Raw genomic sequence first — 19,309 nt, 5'->3', positions numbered from 1 at the left:
AGTTGCCGCAGCCCTGGATGGCCACCAGCACACTCCTGGCGGGGGACATGGGAGGCACCAAGACTCTGCTTGCTCTCTACCGGAGTGAGGCGGGCCAGCTGCGCCTGCTGCATCAGGAACGCTTCCGCTCGGGAGAATGGCCATCCCTTGAGCCGATGCTCGAGGCCTTCCTCAACAATCGCCCCGCCGATCTCCCGGCTCCAGCGCATGCCTGCATCGCCGTTGCCGGTCCGGTGCGCCACAGGGAGGCCAAGATCACCAACCTGCCCTGGCGGTTGCGGGAAGCCGACCTGGCGCGTGCTGCTGGCATGGAACAGCTCGAGCTGGTGAATGATTTCGGCGTGCTGATTTACGGCTTGCCCCATTTCGACAGCCATCAGCAGGTGATCCTTCAGAAGGGCCACCAAGACAAGGGCCCCCTGGCCATTCTTGGGGCCGGCACCGGTCTCGGCATGGCGCGAGGCCTGCAGAGCGACCAGGGACTGGTGGCCCTGGCGAGCGAAGGAGGGCACCGCGAATTTGCTCCGCGCAACGAAGCGGAATGGGAGCTGGCCTCCTGGCTCAAACAAGACCTCGGCGTCAGCCGCCTTTCGATCGAACGCATCGTGAGTGGCACCGGCCTGGGGCATGTGGCCCACTGGCTGCTTCAGAAACCCGATGCCGCCATGCACCCCCTGCGCAGCGTGGCTGAGGCTTGGCGACGCAACAGTTCCAACGATCTTCCCGCTCAGGTGAGCGTTGCCGCTGAAGGGGGTGATCCCTTGATGCAACGCGCCATACAGCTTTGGCTGGAGGCCTATGGCTCAGCGGCAGGCGATCTTGCCCTTCAGGAACTCTGCACAGGAGGCCTCTGGGTTGGCGGGGGCACCGCATCAAAACAATTGAAAGGACTGCAATCCGCCAGCTTTCTCAATGCGATGCGCGACAAGGGACGCTTCCGCGAACTGATCGAAGGGATGCAGGTCACAGCGGTGATCGATCCCGATGCCGGACTGTTCAGTGCAGCCTGTCGCGCCCGGATGCTGGCGGAGTCAGGTGGGACACTGACCTGAGCAGAGGATCAGCGATGGCGCAGCCGCGCATCGGTCAGAAAGTGGTCGTGGACGTCCCGGCAACCACCGCCAATCTCGGCCCTGGGTTTGACTGCCTCGGTGCAGCCCTTGATCTGAACAACCGCTTCGCGATGCGGCGAATCGAAGGGGGCGGTGAACGCTTTGAGCTGATTATTGAGGGAACGGAAGGCAGTCACCTCCGGGGTGGGCCGGAGAACCTCGTCTACCGAGCGGCCCAACGGGTGTGGAAAGCGGCTGGGCTGGAACCCGTCGCCCTTGAGGCACGGGTGCGTCTTGCCGTGCCGCCGGCACGGGGGCTGGGCAGTAGTGCCACGGCGATCGTGGCGGGATTGATGGGAGCCAATGCCCTCGTCGGTGAGCCTCTCTCCAAGGAGAAGCTGCTGGAGCTGGCCATCGATATCGAAGGTCACCCAGACAACGTTGTGCCCTCCCTTCTGGGGGGCCTCTGCATGACCGCCAAGGCCGCCTCTCAGCGCTGGCGCGTGGTGCGTTGCGAATGGACGCCGAGCGTGAAGGCCGTCGTGGCGATTCCATCGATTCGCCTGAGCACCAGCGAAGCCCGCCGGGCCATGCCCAAGGCCATCCCCGTTGGCGATGCTGTGGTCAACTTGGGTGCCCTGACACTGCTGCTGCAAGGACTGCGCACCGGCAATGGTGATCTGATCTCCGATGGCATGCATGATCGGTTGCACGAGCCCTACCGCTGGCGCCTGATCAAAGGCGGCGACCAGGTCAAACAGGCCGCCATGGAAGCGGGAGCCTGGGGCTGCGCCCTCAGCGGAGCTGGACCAAGCGTTCTGGCTCTGTGCGAGGAAGACAAAGGCCCAGCCGTCAGCCGAGCCATGGTCAAAGCCTGGGAAGCTGCCGGGGTCGCCAGCCGAGCGCCGGTGCTGAATTTGCAGACCGCAGGCAGCCACTGGCAACCGGCCGACGATGAGTAGATCCACCTAAACAGGGCATTCAGCCCTGTTAGCTTTGTTAAAGATTGCGGACACGGAATGGATGCTGGGTTAGCAGAGCTTGCTGTCTCGGGCAGTCCCTTCCCTTGGTTGTCGCTGATTGTGCTGTTGCCGGCGGCAGCAGCTCTGGTGCTGCCGCTGGTTCCGAGCACCGAAGAGAAGCCATCCCCCGCGCCCAAGATCATCACCCTGGTCGTCCTTCTGGTCGATCTTCTTTTGATGATGGGGGTGTTTGCCACCCGCTTCGACCCCAGCACTGAAGGGCTGCAGCTGGTGGAGCGGGTGAGCTGGCTCCCAGCACTTGGCCTCGAATGGTCCCTTGGTGTGGATGGTCTTTCAGCACCTCTTGTGGTGCTCAGCGGCCTGGTCACGTTCCTGTCTGTGGCGGCCAGCTGGTCGGTTCAGCGCAAATCACGGCTGTACTTCGCCCTGATGCTTGTTCAGGCCTCAGCCCAGGGCCTGGTGTTTCTGTCGCAGGACTTCCTGCTCTTCTTCCTGGCCTGGGAGCTGGAACTGGTTCCCGTCTACCTGCTGATTGCCATCTGGGGCGGACAGAACCGCCAGTACGCCGCCACCAAATTCATCCTCTACACGGCCCTGGCCTCTCTGCTGATCCTGATCAGCGGCCTGGCACTGGCCCTCTCCGGTGACACGTTCACCTTCAACATCACGGAACTGGCGGCCCGTTCCCCCGGCGGCAGCTTCGGCCTGTTGTGTTACGTGGGCTTCCTGATTGGCTTCGGCGTGAAACTGCCGATGTTCCCGCTCCACACCTGGCTGCCCGATGCCCACGGTGAGGCCAACGCTCCGGTGTCAATGCTGCTGGCCGGGGTGCTCCTCAAGATGGGCGGCTACGCCCTGCTGCGCTTCAACGTGCAGATGCTTCCTGAAGCGCACGCCACCCTGGCGCCAGCCCTGGTGATCCTTGGGATCGTGAACATCGTTTACGGCGCCCTCAACGCCTTCGCCCAGGACAACGTCAAACGCAGGATTGCCTGCAGTTCCGTGAGCCACATGGGCTTTGTGCTGGTGGGGATCGGTGCCGTTGATGCCCTGGGAATCAGCGGAGCCATGCTCCAGATGGTGAGCCATGGCCTGATCGCAGCCGCGATGTTTTTCGTGACGGGCGTGTTCTACGAGCGAACCAAGACCCTCTCGATCCCCAACATGGGCGGTCTGGCCAAGGCGCTGCCCATCACGTTTGCCTTCTTCCTGGCCAGCTCCCTGGCGTCGCTGGCGCTGCCGGGCATGAGTGGCTTCATCAGTGAAATCACCGTGTTCCTCGGCATCACCAGCCAGGAAGCCTTCACGTCAGTGTTCCGATCGATCACCGTTCTGCTGGCCGCCATCGGACTGGTGCTCACACCGATTTATCTGCTCTCCATGTGCCGACGGGTGTTCTTCGGCCCCAGGATTCCGGCCCTGGCCAGCGTCGCTGACATGCGTCCCAGGGAGCTGGTGATTGGCCTGAGCCTGCTGGTGCCAACCCTGGTGATCGGCATCTGGCCCCGCATTGCCATGGACCTCTATGAAGCTTCCACCAACGCTCTGGCCCTGCAGTTCATTGCCAGCTGAGATGTCGACTGTTTCCCCCCTCCTGCGCGGCCAAGGGCTTCCCGAGTTCCGGGCCATTTCCCCTGAGCTCGTCAGCACAGACATTCCGGTTTTGCTCGCACAGCTGGATCAGGACTTCACTGCGCTCGAGCAGGCTCTTGAGACAGCTCTCGCCGGACCCTCGAAGCTGTCCTGGGATCGGGTGATGCAACCGCTGCAGGCCATCGGCGAACGGCTGCGTTGGAGCTGGGGTGTGGTGTCACACCTCAATGGCGTCTGCAATTCCCCTGAGCTGCGCGATGCCCATGGCGCCCAGCAACCGGATGTTGTGCGCCTCAGCAACCGGCTTGGCCAAAGCCAGATTCTTCATCGGGCCTTGATGGCCCTCCAAAGCGATCCCTCCGAACCACTCAACCCAACCCAGGAGCGGATCCTGAAATCCGAGCTGCTCTCGATGCAGCAGCGCGGTGTTGGCCTCAGTGGCGATGAGAAAGCAGCCTTCAACAGCACCAGTGAACGCCTGGCCGCTCTCTCCACCCAGTTCGGCAACCACGTGCTCGATGCCACGCAGCAGTGGACCCTGAAACTCAGCCAGCCCCATGAGGTGGAAGGCCTGCCGCAACGGGCCTTGGAGGCACTGGCCGCCGCAGCGCGTGAAGCAGGGGATGCTGATGCGTCTGCGGAGTCCGGCCCGTGGCTGCTGGGACTGGACATGCCCCGCTATCTGCCCTTCCTCACCCACGCCAACAACCGATCCCTGCGGGAGAAGGCCTATCGGGCCCATGTGGGGCGGGCCAGTGAAGGCGAACTCGACAACCGGGCACTGATCGAGGAGATCCTGACTCTGAGGCGCGAGCAAGCGTCCCGCCTGGGCTATGCCCATTGGGCTGACCTCAGCCTCAGCGCCAAGATGGCTGACGATGTTCCGGCGGTGGAAGCACTGCTGGAAGAACTGCGCGCTGCGGCATACCCAGCAGCTGAGCAAGAACTGCAGGATCTCCAAGCCATCGCCAGGGAGCACAAGGCCCCCGAAGCCGATGAGCTGGCCCCTTGGGACATCGCCTACTGGTCGGAGAAGTTGCGCCAATCCCGGTTCGATCTGGACCAAGAGGCCCTGCGTCCCTGGTTCCCGCTGCCGCAGGTGCTCGAAGGACTGTTCAGCCTTTGTACGCGTCTGTTCGACGTCGAGATCGTTGCCGCCGACGGCGAGGCACCGACCTGGAACGACGATGTGCGCTTCTTCCGGGTGAAGCGCTCCGATGGCACACCGATTGCCGGCTTCTACCTCGACCCTTACAGCAGGCCCGCCAGCAAACGCGGCGGAGCCTGGATGGATGAATGCCTGGGCCTGAGCAAGAAACCTGATGGCTCTGTGGTGCTGCCGGTGGCCTACCTGGTCTGCAACCAGACCCCACCTGTGGGCGACACGCCCAGCCTGATGAGCTTCGAGGAAGTGGAGACCCTTTTCCATGAATTCGGCCATGGGCTCCAGCACATGCTCACCACCGTTGAGGAACCGGAAGCCGCCGGCATCAGCAACGTGGAATGGGATGCCGTGGAACTCCCCAGCCAGTTCATGGAGAACTGGTGCCTTGATCACGCCACCTTGATGGGCATGGCGCGCCACTGGCAAACCGGTGAACCCCTGCCTGAATCGGAATTCAACAAGCTGCGCAGCAGCCGCACCTTCAATGCAGGCCTCGCCACCCTGCGGCAGGTTCACTTTGCCTTGAGTGACCTTCGTCTCCACAGCCAGTGGACCCCGGAACTTGGCGTCAGCCCAGACGGACTGCGCCGTGAGATCGCGGCCACCACCACCGTGATGGATCCCATCCCGGAGGATCAGTTCCTCTGTGCCTTCGGCCACATCTTCGCGGGGGGCTACTCCGCCGGGTACTACTCCTACAAGTGGGCTGAGGTGCTCAGCGCAGATGCCTTCTCCGCTTTTGAGGAGGTGGGTCTGGATCAGGAGGATCAGGTGCGTGCAACGGGAGCCCGCTTTCGCGACACCGTGCTCAGCCTCGGTGGCAGCCGATCTCCAGCAGAGGTGTTTGAAGCCTTCCGAGGCCGTCCTGCCAGCACCGAAGCCCTGATTCGCCATTCCGGCCTGGTGGCCGCGGCCTGATCTCAGGCGCGCAAGCTGCTGCAGAGCCGTCGAATCGCGGCGGGATGGCTGATCAGTTGCTGATGGGTCCAGACCGGAATTTCCTCACTCCGGCCCAAGGGCAGAACGGCCCTCCAGCCGGGGCAGACCATCAGATCCCAGCGGCAAAAGAAACTGGAGCACTCGACCCCAGCCAGGGCATCGGGTTGGCGATTCAGCTCGCGCAGCAGGCGACTTCCCACTTTCATGTCTGCCGCACCGGCCAGGAGCGGGCGGGGAATCATCTGAGCAGCCAGGGTGCCCTGCTGCGGGCTGCCCACGCTGAGGAAGCGCCGGGTGCGCTGCACCCCCCCCAGTTCCTGCAGCCAGATCCTGCCGATCACGCCCCCCATCGAAAACCCCAGAAGATCAACCCTGGTGTCAGCACCAAAGCGCTGCTGGATGTGCTGATCCAGGCGAGAGGCCATCTGCCGCAGGGGAATCCAACCCAGACCATGGGGCAGATGCGGCGCCAGCAGCGGGCGATCGGGCTGGTCCAACCCCTGAATCAATCGATGAAACAGGCGGGGCGTGTCCCAGAGACCATGGACCAGCACCAACGGGATGCTCACAGGGCTGATCTGCCGCCATGGCGGGAGCGTTCCACGAACACGCGGCCGTTAAATCCTGGAACCGGTGCAGCACATTTGGTCAATCGCAGCCAGACCGGGATGGGCCCGTACAACGTTTCCAGCCGATCCAGCATCTGCTCGCTGAAGTGCTCGATCGTGAGGCAACGAACCTGCCGGGACAAGCCTTGCAGGGCCTGAATGGCCACGCCGTAGTCCAGGCTCCGGCTCAGGTCGTCGGCCACGGCAGCAGCCTTCAGATCGAGTTGAACACTGAAATCAAGGCTGAACCATTGGCCATCCCGACGTTCGTGTTCCAACACCCCGACGTGGGCCCACAACCGCAGGTCCCTCACACCGATGCAATCCATCAGAGCGGCCGATCGATGTGGGTGAAGACGCGGCTGCCGTTGGCGTAGTCGGCAGCGATGTGGCCCTCGCCGCGCAACCGATAGCGGTAGGTCACCAACCCTTCCAGACCAACGGGTCCGCGGGGCGGCAGGGTCTGAGTGCTGATGCCCACCTCAGCGCCGAATCCGTAACGGAACCCATCGGCGAAGCGGCTGGAGCAGTTGTGATAGACGCCTGCGCTATCCACCGCCGCAAGGAAACGATCAGCCGCCTGGGCATCCTCCGTCAGGATCACTTCAGTGTGACGCGAGCCATAGGAGCGGATGTGATCGGTGGCTGCCTCGAGATCGTCCACCAGCTTCACCGCCAGGATCAGATCCAGATACTCCGTGCTCCAGTCCTCCTCCGTGGCCGCTTCCGCCACACCAAGGGCCACGCTCTCGGCATCGCCCCGCAGCTGCACCCCGGCAGCAGCGAAGGCCGGCAGCGCCGCGGCGAGAAAAGGCTGCGCAATCGAGCGGTGCACCAGCAAGGTCTCAATGGCGTTGCAGGCGGCGGGGTACTGGCTCTTGCTGTCCACCGCCACCCGAACGGCTTTGTCGACGTCGGCCGCCGCATCCACGTAGAGGTGGCAGACCCCATCGGCATGGCCCAGCACCGGAATGCGGGTGTTGTCCTGGATGAAGCGCACCAGTTCGTTGCTTCCCCTGGGAATGATCAGGTCCACGAAGCCATCGAGACGCAACAAGGCCAGGCTTTCTTGACGGGTGGTGAGCAGAGCCAGGGCATCATCAGACACCGGACTGGCCGCCAGGCCTGCCTGCAGGGCCTCCATCACAGCCTCATTGGTGCAGCGAGCCTCACTGCCCCCTTTCAACAGAGCACCGTTGCCCGAACGGATCGCCAGCGAGGCGATCTGCATCACCGCATCCGGCCTGGCTTCAAAGATCACACCCACCACCCCGAGCGGAACGGAGACCCGTTCCAGCACCAGGCCCTGATCCAGCTCCCGATGCAACTGACGACAACCCAGCGGGTCACTGAGGCTGGCCACCTTGCGGACGCCATCAATGGCCGCCGCCAACTTGGTGTCATCCAGCTTCAGCCGCGCCATCAAAGCCGGCGCCAACCCCTCGGCTGCAGAGCGTTGGAGGTCTTCACGGTTGGCCGCGAGGATGCTTTCCGCACGGTCGGTCAGCGCGTCCGCCATCGCCTGAAGCGCCTGAGCTCTCTGACCGTCATCGGTCTGCCCCAGATCAACAGCAGCACGGCGGACAGCCGCGGCACGCTGCAGCAACGCAGCAGAAGGCTCTGGAACGCTGGACATCAAGGCAATCAATCTGGAGCCATCATCCCGTTCAGCCGCTGCAGAGCGAGTCGCGCAGCCCCCAGGCGTCCAGCGCCGTTCCCCAGACAGGCGGCTTCGATCCGCAACCCCTCCCTTGAGACGGCCTGAACCCGCGACTCCACCTCGCGGCGCACCGCCGGCAGAAAGTGGCGGGCAGCACCGGCCAGGCCGCCACCCAGCAACACCAACTGCGGCGTGAACACGTACACCAGCGAAGCAACGCCACAGCCCAGGCGCTCGCCGTAACGGCTCCAAACCTCAAGGGCCTCCGCATCACCAGCATCGGCCTCTGCACTGAGCTCGCGGGGATCGCGATCACACAAGCGCCGCAGGCCGGTGATGCTGGCGAACTGCTCCAGGGAGCCACGGTTACCGCTGTTGCAGGCCGGACCATCGGGCTGAACCCCGATCAGACCGGGTTCCGCTGCAGCGCCGTTGTGGCCGGTCAATAACTCCCCCCGCAGGATCACTCCTCCTCCAACACCGGTTCCGAGGGTGAGCAGCACCACGTCATCAACACCACGGGCGGCGCCCAGCCAGGCCTCACCGACCACCGCACAGTTGCCATCGTTGGCAAGGGTGACCCGGCGGTTGAGCCTGGACTCCAGCCAATCCGCCAGCGGCACGTCCTCCCAGCCGGGCAGGTTGATGCAAACCCGGGCCACCCGCGCCGCCGCATCCATGGGACCGGGGAGGCCAATGCCGACCGCCTCAGCCGCATGCTCAGGATCAATCTGTTCAATGGCGTCACACAGGGCCATCGTCACGGCGCCAGGTACGGCGGGCTGCGGTGTGGGGCATTGCGCCTCCGCCAGTAGCGTTCCATCAGCACGAATCCGGGCCAGCTTGATCGCCGTGCCCCCGAGATCCACTCCAATCACCTGCGCGGTAGGCATGGCTCAGAACCGGAAGAACACCTGCAACTGGCTCTGCCAGGTGCCATTGGCATCCATGGCCGCGGAGACTGACGTGGTCGGTGTCAGCCGATAGGAGACCGTTCCTTGTGGAGGAACGTCGGTTGTGTTCGGTGCCATCAGAACGGAAAGGTTGAACCGGTCGGTCAACGCCACACCAAACTCCGTCACCACTGTGAGTGTTGGTGAAACACGGCCGGAGGTGCGCTCCTTCTCTGATTTCACCTGAGGGTTGACGTAGGTGGGGAAGATCGCCACCTGAAGCCGTTGCCCCATGGCATCGGTCAACGTGCCCAGCACCGGTGAGAGCAGCGACTGACTAAGCATCGTGGCCAACGCGGCGCCACCGGTTCCACCCAGGGAAGCCAGGGTGTTGCCACCGATCAAACCCAACAGCTGTTGCTCGCTCATCGGTGGCGAGCTGCGCAGGACCAGGTTGTTGCTTTCACCCAGACGATTGGCCGGGCCGCTGACCTGGACCATGACCTTCACCAGCCGCAGTTGGCCACCGCCGACATAGGCACTGCCCGTTCCATTCGAAGCAAAGAGGTTTGCACTGGTGATCTGATCGTTGGTGCCCGCACTGACGGTGTCGGCGACCCTGGCTTGCATGGCGATATCCACGTAGGGGACAAGCCCCAGCGAAGGCGTGAACACCGCTGCATTGGCCGCCTGTGGGTCCAAACGCAGTGGCGCCAGAGGCGGAACCCAGATCCTGCCGGAATTGAGCTGGATCAAGCCTCGTGCCTTGAGCGAGGGATCCCAGGGGCCGTTCAACGTGACGGCACCTCCCCCTTTGAAGCTGATCCAGGGGGGCATCAGCACCTCGATATCAGGGCCGAGGGCCAGCCGAAGGTTCTCCAAGCGGATGGCCGGCAGTTTCGGCATGAACCGTTGCAGCTGATCCGGAGCTTGGATGGATCGGTTGGGACCCATCAGGACCAGAGGTTCCTGGAAGTCCCACTCCTCCTCCAAAAGTGTGTTCAACGCCTGCGGACCGAGCTGCACCGCCGCTGAGGAGCCCTCCACCCCGGTGGGTACCAGGGCTTGAAGTCCGCCCCGCCGCAACCGTCCGAAGAAGCCTGACTGGGGCCGAAGCGTGCCCCGCGACAGGTCCAGATGTCCGGAGAGGACGGGTTGCAGCAAAGCTCCAGACACCTGCAGTTCGCCATCGGCCTGGAACTGCACGATCGGCTGTCGAATCTGAGCTTGGCTGAGTTGCAGGGTGAGCGGTGAAGACCCGTTCTGGGGGGTGAACAAGCCAAGGCTTCCTGAACCGCGCAGCAAGCCGCCGCGGCCCACTTCAGCCTCCAGGCGTTGCACCAAGACGCGATCGAAATCGAACAGGATCGAGGCGTTGATCCGACTCAGCTCCTGTTCACCGATGCTGAGATCTCCATTGCTGACCACCACAAAGCCATTGGCTTGCGGTTGGTTCAACGGCCCGCGCAGCAACAGCCGCAGATTGGTCCTGCCCCGCTTCACGGCCAGGGAATCCCCAGCGAGAAGCGTCAACACGCCCAGGGCATCCCCATGGCTTTCCAGCCTCAGGTTCAAATCCGAATCGGGGTTGAAGGGCACCGTGCCGGCCACGGTGACGGCTTCCTTGCTCTCGCCTCCCTTCAGGGCCAGGTTCAGGCGGATCAACTCACGCTCAACGACAACCGATCGCTGCTCCAACTGCAGGGGCTGGCCCGCCAGGCTGGCGGAGTCGAGCAGCAGATCGGAGACCAGCAGGGGGGGCGTTCCGCTGAGGTCGTAGCGGCCGCGGATGCCAACACTGCCGCGGAGCTGCGGCGGCACAGGAGCCAACAACGCCAGCAGAGAGAGCGGAACCTGCAGCAGGGAGAGGTCACCGGATCCACCGAGCAACGGGCCGCGAAGCGTGGCGACCATCGGTTCAAGCTGGAGTGCCTTGGCCTGGTCATCCCCTTCAATCCAAAGGTGCGCCTTGGCGATCAGATCGGCCTTCAGGCGCTTTGGATCAGGACCGTCGATCGTTCCCGACAGATTGACCCGCCCCTCCAGACGCTCCAGCTCAGGGCCCTTGCGGGGGTGAGCCAGGGCATAGGCCTCAAGCGCCCGGCGCGATGCCGCCAGAGCTTGCAACTGACCATCAAGCGACCCACCAAAGGTGTTGATGAACAGGGTTCCGAGATCCTCGGCACGGCCGGGGGCTAGGTCCGGTTCGGGATCACTCCCTCTCAATTGACGGGCCAGAAGCGTCAGCCAGGTCACATCCAGGCCTTCGGCCTCGATGCCGCTGTGCATCCAGCCACCCAGATCGCCACGGGCCTTCAGCCGAATGCTGCCCTGCAAGGGCGTCAGTGCTGCATCGGCCTGAAAACGGCCATCCGCGAGGGAACCCTCCAGCGCGAGGCTCTGCACAGCAACTCCCGCCATCGAGCCGTCCGCAATGACGGCAGACCCACGGATCGCGAGGGGGCCCATGGCAAGGCTCCCTGCACCCGAGAGCTGACCTGCCACCACTTTGGGCTGGTTGACCGGAGGCACGATGAAACGAAGTCCATCGATGTTGAGGTCCGCTGCACGCCAGCGGTAGCGGCGTTGCTCTCCAGCCGGATCCAGCCCGTGCAAGCGCAACTGCCCCTCACCCCGGCGCAAGAGCACGGTCTTGGGCCAAGCATCGGCATCGAGTTCAGCCACGAGCGAACCGGGCACAGCAGGCTGCTGGGCCGCCATCGCCAGGCGAGCACCCTGGCCCAGTTCACCGTTGAGGCTGCCTTGCCAGCGTTCGGGAACCTGCAAGGCACCAACGCGGGGTTGATTCAGCATCAGGCTGATGTCGGGCTGAAGCCCCGACAGGGGACCCTTCACGCGACCCCGCGCCGCCACCTGCCCGTCCAGCGGCGTACCGATCAAGGGGGTGAAACGGCTCAGGCTGAAAGGTTGGAGTTCAAAGCCGCTCTGAAGCTCACCGGTTTGCAACCGCCCCTGCGCCAGTTGCACAGGAAGGCGCGCTTGCGCCCGCAACAGCGGACTGGTGAAGTGATCCAGCACCAGGGCGGAGTCCTGCGAGGACCATCGGGTCTGAAACGACCACTCTTCAAGCAACGGGTTGGACGCCTGACCAAGCTTCAGGCTCAGCTCCGGTGAGGCCAACCCACCACTGACGTCGACGCTTCCAAGGAGCGGAGCGGTTTGGCCCAGTCCGGCCTGCAGGGTCGGCAGCGCAGACCAGAAGCGGGGATCGATCTGCAGCTCCGTGCTGCGCAGATCCAATCGGGATCCAATCGTCCCGGCCAGCCCGAAGCGCAGTCCCGGGGCACTGAGGCGGAGCCTGTCCACGGCAACAGACGGTTGCTGGTCTTGCAACCAGGGGGTGCGCCACTGAGCGTCCAGCGTCAGGGCTGTGTTGAGCCCTGTGGCCTCAGGCAGCTGGATCTCACCATCTGCACTCCACCGGGGCTCCCCCCAGGGGCCCTGGATCCTGAGCTTCAACCGGTCCTGGCTTGCAGAGCTGAGGTCTGTACGGCGAACGTCAGCCTGGAGATCAAAGCTCTTGTTCAAGGCAACGGACCCTGAGGCCCGAGCCTCAAAGGCTCCAAAACGCAGTGTTGCGGGCTGCAGCGTGAGTTGATCGCCCTTGCAAGCGACCCTGAGGCGATTGCTGTTCAGCGCAGCAAGTTCGAGACGCTTGAGGCTGAGCCCACCTCGGCAGTTCAACGACCCATCGGCCCAGCCGATCTGAACATCTCCCTCCAAGATTCCAGAGGCATCCAGATCCTGAGCGGGGGCGATGACGGCCCCCAACGGTTTCAGATTGAGCCGATCCAGCCGCGTTCGAAGCCTGAAGCGAGGGCGATCCCAATGCCCTTGTGCATCGAGCCGCAGCACCCCTTCTGCGTCGAGCCAGCGAAGTTCCGATGCGGTACTGAAAAAAGCCTCCCCGAGCCGAACCGCGCCCCGACTGCGGAGTTCAAGGGTCTGCTGCTGAGGACCGAAACGGAGCAATGCAGGATCGGCCAACCGGTACTGCACGCCAAGTCGCGGCAGGGTGCCGTCGCCGCTCAGGGGCCCAAAGGTCCAGTACCGACCAGCCTCATTGGCCTGCAACTGACCGCGCAGCCTGTGCACCGTGATCTGCAGAACCAGTTGCAGACGCCGAAGACTCGCCAAGGGAGCAAGACCCACCTCCAGCCCCGCCAGGCTCAGCTCAGAACGATCCGCCGCCGACGGCAAGATTCGACTCGGCCCGATGGCGATCCCCAGGCCCAAGGGGCGAAGTCCTTCGTAAGGTCCAAGATCCACGTCGTGGCCCAGCGGACCCGACAACGTGCGCTCCAAGCTGGGGCGTGCCCGGCTCAGGATGCCTTCGGCAGCGCGGTCTAAGGCGATGAAGCCTGCTGCTCCAGCCCCGACCAGAACAAAACTTCCCGCAACCAACCAGGTCCTGCGCCGCGTTTTCCCCATCAGACGCGGCGGTCTCCCCGGAATCTCGCGCAATATAAGGAGACTGTTTTCAGTCCACCAGACCCCATGGCCTTCGATCAGCTGCTGCTTACTGCCGCTCCCTGGCTGGGTTGGTCTGGGCTTGGGCTTGGAGCACTCACGGCAGTTGCCTTCCTCGCCAAGTGGGGCATTCGGTTTCGACTGGTCGGCGTGAGCAGCTTCACCCTGCTGCTGGCCGTGAGTTGCTGGGCATTCGGCGTGAGCTACACACCGCCAGTGGTGGTGGAGGGTGCGGTGCGGGCACCCATCGTGTTCGATAACGGCAACGACCTGGTGGTCGCCCAGGTTCCTGCAGACCTGGCCCCAACCACAGTTCAAGCCACCCTGGAGCAATTGGAAGGCAACCTGCGCGGCTCAGGTCGCTCCAGCAGCACCGTGCTGGTGCGGTTGCGGGGCATCCAGCCGGAGGGCGATGGGCTGGGACGCCCCGTCATCCTGGGCGAGGTGAGCAAGACCTTGCGTTGATGCCGAACTTCAACGATGCGATCGAGGAGCTCCCCCAGTCGTTTCGCAGGGAACAACAGGAACTGGATCGGGCCGGTATCAAGCGCTGGTCCAGCATTCGTGATCTAACGGATCTGCAACTGAGCCAACTCGCCCGCAGTGGCCAGGCTTCGGCCCGAAACCTCAAGCGGCTGCGGGGCATGGCCGATTTGGTCTGCCGCTTGGATTTGCCTCCCCAGGACGCCGCGCTGCTGATGCATGCAGGCATCGCCACGCCCGCCGCTCTGGCGGCATGCACCCCTGAACGTCTCGTACGCCAGACCGGAAGGCTGGAGCGCAGCCTTGGAACCAAACGGCCTGCCGTGGTGGATCTGCGGGTGGCTGGCGATTGGATCCGCCGCGCTAGGCAACTGGCGAACTGACCCCAGCCACCCTGCCTTGGCATCCAAACCTGCGTATGAACTTGTTATGGGCTTGAAACTCCTACGCACAGCTTTGATCGCTCTGGCGCTCCTGGGCTCACCATTGCTCGTGGTTGCCGCTGACTCGGACTTGCTCAACAGCGTCAAACGCAATCCTGAAAAAGCAAAGGCCATGTGCCGTTCGTTCCGGCAAATGAACGCCAACGGCCGATCGCCATTCTCCAAGCCCTACATCAACCAGGTCGCCGCCAGCGAGAAGCTGAGTTTTCAGGATGCGGAAATCCTCATGACCTACATCGTGGGGATGCATTGCGCCGATGTCCGCTGAGACCAGCGGAATTGTCTGCCGGTCTGCAGCGCTGAGGACGGCCGATGGCGTGGTGCTGCGTTCACGGTTGTGGCATCCAAGCAGCGAAGGCCCCTGGCCTGCCCTGCTGATGCGGCAGCCCTACGGGAGCCGCATCTCCTCAACCGTGACCTATGCCCACCCCAGTTGGTGGGCGTCCCATGGCTTCCTGGTGGTCGTTCAGGACGTCCGAGGACAAGGCGAGTCGGAGGGACGTTTCCGGGGGTTTGGTCAGGAAGCAGCCGACACCCCCGCCACCCATGCCTGGGTGCGGCAGCTGCCGGAATGCAATGGACGCCTGGGGGTCTACGGGTTTTCGTATCAGGGCTTGACCCAGCTCACCGCAGCGGAATCGGCCCCACCGCCGGAGTGCACAGCTCCGGCGATGACCGGCCTGGACGAACGACGCCATTGGAGTTGTGAAGGCGGTGCCCACTGGTGGCACCTCGGCCTGGGATGGGGGCTGCAGCTGGCGGCCCTCCAGGCCCAGCGACGCGGAGATGCAACGGCCTGGCTGGAGATCCGCCGAAGCCTTGAAGACAACCGCTATTTGCGGGACGGACCAACCCTGCTGGAGCGCCATGACCCCGAAGGCATGGCCTGGAGCTGGTTGAACAACGACCCCAGCAACGATCAGCAGTGGACGGTTCATCACGCCCCAGAGAGCTGGCTCCAGCGGCCGATGCTGTTGATCGGTGGATGGTGGGATCCGCATCTGGTGGGTCTGCTGGACCTCTGGCATCGCAGCCAAGCGGCCGGCGGGCAGCCCTCCCTGCACATCGGGCCGGCCTCCCATCTGCAGTGGTGGCCGGAAACCCAGCAGCTGATGCTTCAGTTCTTCCAACAACATCTGCAGGATCGCCCCCCGCAGGAACCGCAGCCCAGTCACCAGCTCTGGAACATCACCCAGCATCAGTGGAGCGCGATCCCCGCACCCGCCACGGGCAGGTCAGCGTCATGGGGACTGCGGAGCCATGGACTGGCCTGCATCGACCCAAACGACGGTGCCCTTGTGGCGGATGGAGAGGGAGAAGGAAGCGTGGTCATCGTTCATGACCCCTGGCGACCGGTTCCGGCTATCGGTGGACACCTCGGGACAACCCCTGGGCCGGCGGAGCGCACGGCCGTGGATCAACGCAGCGACGTCGCGACATTCACCACCGCACCCTTGGTTGATGAGCTGCTGCTGTCAGGTCAACCGCACCTCCTGTTGGACGCCGAAGCGGACCAGCCCGGGTTTGATCTCTGCATCAGCCTCTCGCGCCTGCCCGCGGAAACCAACAGCGTTGATCAACTGAGCACGGGAGTCGTACGGGTTCGCGGAGAGGAGGCGTTGCAGCCAGCCAGGCGCAGCGTGATCCTCCAGCCGCTGCACGCGAGCCTGGCTTGTGGCGATCGACTGAGGATCTCCGTTGCCGCAGCAGCGTGGCCCGCCATTGGCGTCAACCCTGGCCACGATGCCGTTGCCTGCGGAGCACCAAGCCCAGAGCATCGTGTGGTGACGCTGACACTGAAACTTGCTGGCTCCACCCTGCAGCTGAACCCCTTTGATTCCGGCAGACTGAAGCTCGACTGACGTTTGTGCTTTGAAGCTCTCCGCTGCCCTGCTGGCCATCGCTCTGTCGGCTCCCATGGGGTTGATCAGTCCCGCAGCAGCGGAGCAACTCACCAGAACCGAACTCACCCCAGCCCAGGCAACGGCGGCGGCTGAACTGCTGCTGGAGGCGCTCAAAAATCGCCAGGGAGACGTCATGCATGACGCTCTCGCAGCCCCGGTTCAAACCAGCGTTGATATGAACACCGTCCAGGCACGCCTGAACCAACGCGCGGCCATTGATGCAACCCGCGTTGTCAGCGTGACCCCTGGCTACAACACAACAACCATCGATGCGGTGGTGACCACTGCATCCGGTGACGAAGGGGTGCTGATGGTGCTGGATGAGGACGGCAAACTGCTCGCCTGGAAGTGGAGCGACCGGATCCAGCCGATCGAGACAACGGCCCTCGACTTCACCCGCGACCTGGCAGCAGGACGCTGGATTGCCGCGCGATCCAATATGTCCCTCCAACTCCAGGAGGAGCTGGCCCCGGGAGATCTGGAACGCAAATGGACCAAGCTCAGCCAGGTGTCAGGTGGGTTCCGCAAGGTCAAGGACGCTGTGATCGCCCATCAAGGCGGCGATCAGCAGCTCGTGCTGGTGGCTGTCGCCTTCGGCCAGGCCACCACCAACCTGTTCGTGATCTTTGACGCAAGCGGTCGGATCATCAACGTCGACATTTCCCGAGACTTCGTCTGATCAACAGCGGATCTGTTTCATAAATCGGGCTTAACATCTCGCCCAATTCACAGATCTCCCATGGGTGTCGCCGCAGTCCTCGACTGGATGGTGCAGGACGGCGAACGGTTGGCGAATTGTCGCCATGACCACCCGTTTGCGGTGCTTGGTCCTCAACCCTCGGATCAGGGTTGGACCGTGCGGATCTGGATGCCGGAAGCCCAAACAGTCACCCTGTTGCAGGCTGGCGACGAGATCGCCATGACAACGCCGAACCACCCCTGGGTGTTCGAGGCACAGCTCAACAGAGACCCCGGCTGCACGTACCGGGTCAGGGTTGAGCGGGGCGGGATCGTGCACGAACAACACGACCCCTGGGCCTTCCGCGGCGAATGGATGGGCGAAATGGATCGCCACCTGTTTGCTGAAGGCAACCATCACCACATCTGGCAAAAGATGGGTGCCCACCTCACCGAGCGTGACGGGGTCAGGGGTGTGATGTTCTGCCTGTGGGCGCCCAGCGCTCTCACGGTCTCCGTGATTGGAGATCTGAATTCATGGGATGGACGTCACCACCCCATGCAGCAGCGCGTCGGGGGCATCTGGGAACTGTTCATCCCCGGCCTCGAGGAGGGACATCTCTACAAGTACGAAATCCGTACCCAAGAAGGCCACTGCTACCAAAAGGCTGATCCTTACGGCTTCCAGCACGAGGTTCGCCCGGACAACAGCTCCGTTGTGGCTCGCCTGGGCGGATACCAATGGTCCGATAAGGGCTGGATGCAGAAGCGCGACAGCAGCAACGCGCTCGATCAACCGATCTCGGTGTATGAAATGCACCTGGGCAGCTGGATCCACGCCTCAGCGGATGAGCCCTGGATTCAACCCGACGGCACCCCTCGGACGCCCGTTCCTGCCGCGGAGATGAAACCCGGCGCTCGCCTGCTCACCTACGCCGAACTCGCCGATCGCCTGATTCCCTACGTCAAGGAGAGGGGCTTCACCCACATCGAGGTGATGCCGATCACCGAGCATCCCTTCGACGGCTCCTGGGGCTACCAGGTGACGGGTTGGTATGCCCCCACCAGCCGTTACGGAACGCCCGATGAATTCCGGGCCTTCGTGGATCGCTGTCACGCCGAAGGCATCGGCGTGATCATCGACTGGGTTCCGGGCCACTTCCCGAAGGATGCCCACGGCCTGGCCTTCTTCGATGGCACCCATCTCTATGAACACAGTGATCCCCGGATCGGAGAACACAAGGAATGGGGAACGCTGATCTTCAACTACAGCCGCAACGAGGTTCGTAATTTCCTCGTCGCCAACCTGGTGTTCTGGTTCGAGCAGTTCCACATCGATGGCATTCGCGTGGATGCCGTGGCCTCGATGCTCTATCGCGACTACCTGCGTCCCGACGGGGAATGGCTGCCCAATGAGAACGGTGGTCGGGAGAACACCGAAGCCGTTCGCTTCCTGCAGCAGGCCAACCACGTGCTGTTCCAGCACTTCCCCGGGGCCCTCTCGATCGCGGAGGAATCAACCACCTGGCCGATGGTGACGCAGCCCACGGACAGCGGCGGCCTCGGATTCAACCTCAAATGGAACATGGGTTGGATGCACGACATGCTCGATTACTTCGAGCTGGACCCGTGGTTCCGCCAGTTCCACCAGAACAACATCACGTTCTCGATCTGGTACACCTACACCGAGAACTTCATGCTGGCCCTGAGCCACGATGAAGTGGTGCACGGTAAGAGCCATCTCCTGCACAAGATGCCGGGAGATGACTGGCAGAAGTACGCCAACACCCGGGCGTTGCTCTCCTACATGTGGACGCACCCCGGCAAGAAGACGATCTTCATGGGGATGGAATTCGGCCAGCGGGCTGAATGGAATGTGTGGGGCGATCTCCAGTGGGATCTGCTCAACTACGAACCCCACAAGGGCATCCAGCGTTTGGTGGATGACCTCAACGTTCTCTACAAGGCAGAACCGGCCCTCTGGCGGGACGACTTCGACCAGTTCGGCTTCCAGTGGATCGATTGCAACGACAACCGCCACTCCGTGATCAGCTTCATGCGTCGGGAGAGTGCCAGCGGCACCTGGCTGGTGGTGGTGGCGAACTTCACGCCCCAAAGTCACTCCCACTACCGCGTGGGCGTTCCTCTCTCAGGGTTCTACGAGGAGATCTTCAACTCCGATGCAGCCAAGTACGGCGGCAGCAACCTCGGCAACATGGGCGGCAAACCAACAGACGAATGGGGCATCCACGGCTACGAGAACTCCTTGGATCTCTGCCTGCCGCCGCTGAGCCTGATGGTGTTCAAGCACGACCCGAAACGCAGCCTGAGCAGCAGCGAGCCGGACAACATCGTGTGACGAACGTGATGACAAAGAGGGGGTAAAGCTCTAGCCAAGGCCTCGATTCGGGTAGGTT

Annotated in this window: 15 protein-coding genes; 10 read left to right on the top strand and 5 right to left on the bottom strand. The window is 63.4% G+C overall.

Annotated elements, in window-relative coordinates; genetic code table 11:
• Window positions 1-17: 17 nt before the first annotated feature.
• Genes glk through SynRS9907_RS05065 form a run of 4 tightly spaced genes read left to right on the top strand, consistent with a single transcriptional unit; the run spans window position 18 to window position 5,711 of the window.
• Window positions 18-1,052: a glucokinase gene (gene glk, locus SynRS9907_RS05080; RefSeq protein WP_188022366.1), complete on the top strand. Its 1,035-nt coding sequence runs from the start codon at window positions 18-20 to the stop codon at window positions 1,050-1,052.
• 14 nt (window positions 1,053-1,066) lie between these two features.
• Window positions 1,067-2,014 carry a homoserine kinase gene (gene thrB, locus SynRS9907_RS05075; protein ID WP_188022031.1) on the top strand — a complete coding sequence of 316 codons (948 nt, stop codon included), beginning with the start codon at window positions 1,067-1,069 and terminating at the stop codon, window positions 2,012-2,014.
• A gap of 57 nt (window positions 2,015-2,071) precedes the next feature.
• The gene (locus SynRS9907_RS05070; protein WP_188022030.1) at window positions 2,072-3,607 is read left to right on the top strand and encodes an NAD(P)H-quinone oxidoreductase subunit 4; all 1,536 of its coding nucleotides are present in this window, start codon (window positions 2,072-2,074) and stop codon (window positions 3,605-3,607) included.
• Window position 3,608: 1 nt separating this feature from the next.
• A complete protein-coding gene (locus SynRS9907_RS05065) occupies window positions 3,609-5,711 on the top strand; it encodes a M3 family metallopeptidase (RefSeq protein WP_188022029.1) in 2,103 nt (700 codons plus the stop codon).
• A gap of 2 nt (window positions 5,712-5,713) precedes the next feature.
• Here the strand turns inward: SynRS9907_RS05065 and SynRS9907_RS05060 are convergent, their stop codons facing one another.
• Genes SynRS9907_RS05060 through SynRS9907_RS05040 form a run of 5 tightly spaced genes read right to left on the bottom strand, consistent with a single transcriptional unit; the run spans window position 5,714 to window position 13,345 of the window.
• A complete protein-coding gene (locus SynRS9907_RS05060) occupies window positions 5,714-6,301 on the bottom strand; it encodes a triacylglycerol lipase (RefSeq protein ID WP_188022028.1) in 588 nt (195 codons plus the stop codon).
• A complete protein-coding gene (locus SynRS9907_RS05055; protein WP_114988319.1) occupies window positions 6,298-6,669 on the bottom strand; it encodes a dihydroneopterin aldolase in 372 nt (123 codons plus the stop codon). The genes SynRS9907_RS05060 and SynRS9907_RS05055 overlap by 4 nt, the downstream gene beginning before the upstream one ends.
• Window positions 6,669-7,976 (bottom strand): glutamate-5-semialdehyde dehydrogenase, encoded by a 1,308-nt coding sequence (locus tag SynRS9907_RS05050; RefSeq protein WP_188022027.1) that lies wholly within the window; start codon window positions 7,974-7,976, stop codon window positions 6,669-6,671. The genes SynRS9907_RS05055 and SynRS9907_RS05050 overlap by 1 nt, the downstream gene beginning before the upstream one ends.
• An 8-nt stretch (window positions 7,977-7,984) precedes the next feature.
• Window positions 7,985-8,893, bottom strand: coding sequence for an ROK family protein (locus SynRS9907_RS05045; protein ID WP_188022026.1), 909 nt, complete (start codon window positions 8,891-8,893; stop codon window positions 7,985-7,987).
• A 3-nt stretch (window positions 8,894-8,896) separates the two neighbouring features.
• Complete coding sequence (locus SynRS9907_RS05040; RefSeq protein WP_255445992.1) at window positions 8,897-13,345, bottom strand: translocation/assembly module TamB domain-containing protein; 4,449 nt, start codon at window positions 13,343-13,345, stop codon at window positions 8,897-8,899.
• A gap of 66 nt (window positions 13,346-13,411) precedes the next feature.
• Between SynRS9907_RS05040 and SynRS9907_RS05035 the strand changes: the two genes are divergently transcribed.
• From SynRS9907_RS05035 to glgB, 6 genes are read left to right on the top strand one after another with little or no spacing between them, the layout of a single operon-like run.
• Window positions 13,412-13,849, top strand: coding sequence for a Ycf51 family protein (locus SynRS9907_RS05035; RefSeq protein ID WP_115082080.1), 438 nt, complete (start codon window positions 13,412-13,414; stop codon window positions 13,847-13,849).
• Window positions 13,849-14,250, top strand: a complete 402-nt coding sequence (locus SynRS9907_RS05030; RefSeq protein ID WP_115160670.1) for a DUF4332 domain-containing protein — start codon at window positions 13,849-13,851, stop codon at window positions 14,248-14,250. Before SynRS9907_RS05035 ends, SynRS9907_RS05030 begins: the two co-directional genes overlap by 1 nt.
• 16 nt (window positions 14,251-14,266) lie before the next feature.
• Window positions 14,267-14,578, top strand: coding sequence for a hypothetical protein (locus tag SynRS9907_RS13980; protein WP_255445991.1), 312 nt, complete (start codon window positions 14,267-14,269; stop codon window positions 14,576-14,578).
• Complete coding sequence (locus tag SynRS9907_RS05020) at window positions 14,568-16,172, top strand: CocE/NonD family hydrolase (protein ID WP_188022025.1); 1,605 nt, start codon at window positions 14,568-14,570, stop codon at window positions 16,170-16,172. The genes SynRS9907_RS13980 and SynRS9907_RS05020 overlap by 11 nt, the downstream gene beginning before the upstream one ends.
• A gap of 10 nt (window positions 16,173-16,182) precedes the next feature.
• On the top strand, window positions 16,183-16,893 hold the full coding sequence (locus SynRS9907_RS05015; RefSeq protein WP_188022024.1) for a DUF3887 domain-containing protein: 711 nt from the start codon (window positions 16,183-16,185) through the stop codon (window positions 16,891-16,893).
• 60 nt (window positions 16,894-16,953) lie between these two features.
• Window positions 16,954-19,251, top strand: coding sequence for a 1,4-alpha-glucan branching protein GlgB (gene glgB / locus SynRS9907_RS05010; protein ID WP_188022023.1), 2,298 nt, complete (start codon window positions 16,954-16,956; stop codon window positions 19,249-19,251).
• The last annotated feature ends 58 nt before the right edge of the window (window positions 19,252-19,309 follow it).

The organism is Synechococcus sp. RS9907, from assembly GCF_014279615.1.
Classification (GTDB): Bacteria; Cyanobacteriota; Cyanobacteriia; order PCC-6307; family Cyanobiaceae; genus Parasynechococcus.
Note: the sequence above shows the minus strand (reverse complement) of the source record. Positions and strands in the feature narration are given on the sequence as shown.

Bases quoted from the DNA above. Each gene is read 5' to 3' on its own strand.
- SynRS9907_RS05065 (WP_188022029.1), top strand. From the start codon at position 3,609: ATGTCGACTGTTTCCCCCCTCCTGCGCGGCCAAGGGCTTCCCGAGTTC.
- SynRS9907_RS05020 (WP_188022025.1), top strand. From the start codon at position 14,568: ATGTCCGCTGAGACCAGCGGAATTGTCTGCCGGTCTGCAGCGCTGAGG.
- SynRS9907_RS05040 (WP_255445992.1), bottom strand. From the start codon at position 13,345: ATGGGGAAAACGCGGCGCAGGACCTGGTTGGTTGCGGGAAGTTTTGTT.
- SynRS9907_RS05055 (WP_114988319.1), bottom strand. From the start codon at position 6,669: ATGGATTGCATCGGTGTGAGGGACCTGCGGTTGTGGGCCCACGTCGGG.
- glk (WP_188022366.1), top strand. From the start codon at position 18: ATGGCCACCAGCACACTCCTGGCGGGGGACATGGGAGGCACCAAGACT.
- SynRS9907_RS05045 (WP_188022026.1), bottom strand. From the start codon at position 8,893: ATGCCTACCGCGCAGGTGATTGGAGTGGATCTCGGGGGCACGGCGATC.
- SynRS9907_RS05035 (WP_115082080.1), top strand. From the start codon at position 13,412: ATGGCCTTCGATCAGCTGCTGCTTACTGCCGCTCCCTGGCTGGGTTGG.
- SynRS9907_RS05070 (WP_188022030.1), top strand. From the start codon at position 2,072: ATGGATGCTGGGTTAGCAGAGCTTGCTGTCTCGGGCAGTCCCTTCCCT.
- thrB (WP_188022031.1), top strand. From the start codon at position 1,067: ATGGCGCAGCCGCGCATCGGTCAGAAAGTGGTCGTGGACGTCCCGGCA.
- SynRS9907_RS05030 (WP_115160670.1), top strand. From the start codon at position 13,849: ATGCCGAACTTCAACGATGCGATCGAGGAGCTCCCCCAGTCGTTTCGC.
- glgB (WP_188022023.1), top strand. From the start codon at position 16,954: ATGGGTGTCGCCGCAGTCCTCGACTGGATGGTGCAGGACGGCGAACGG.
- SynRS9907_RS05050 (WP_188022027.1), bottom strand. From the start codon at position 7,976: ATGTCCAGCGTTCCAGAGCCTTCTGCTGCGTTGCTGCAGCGTGCCGCG.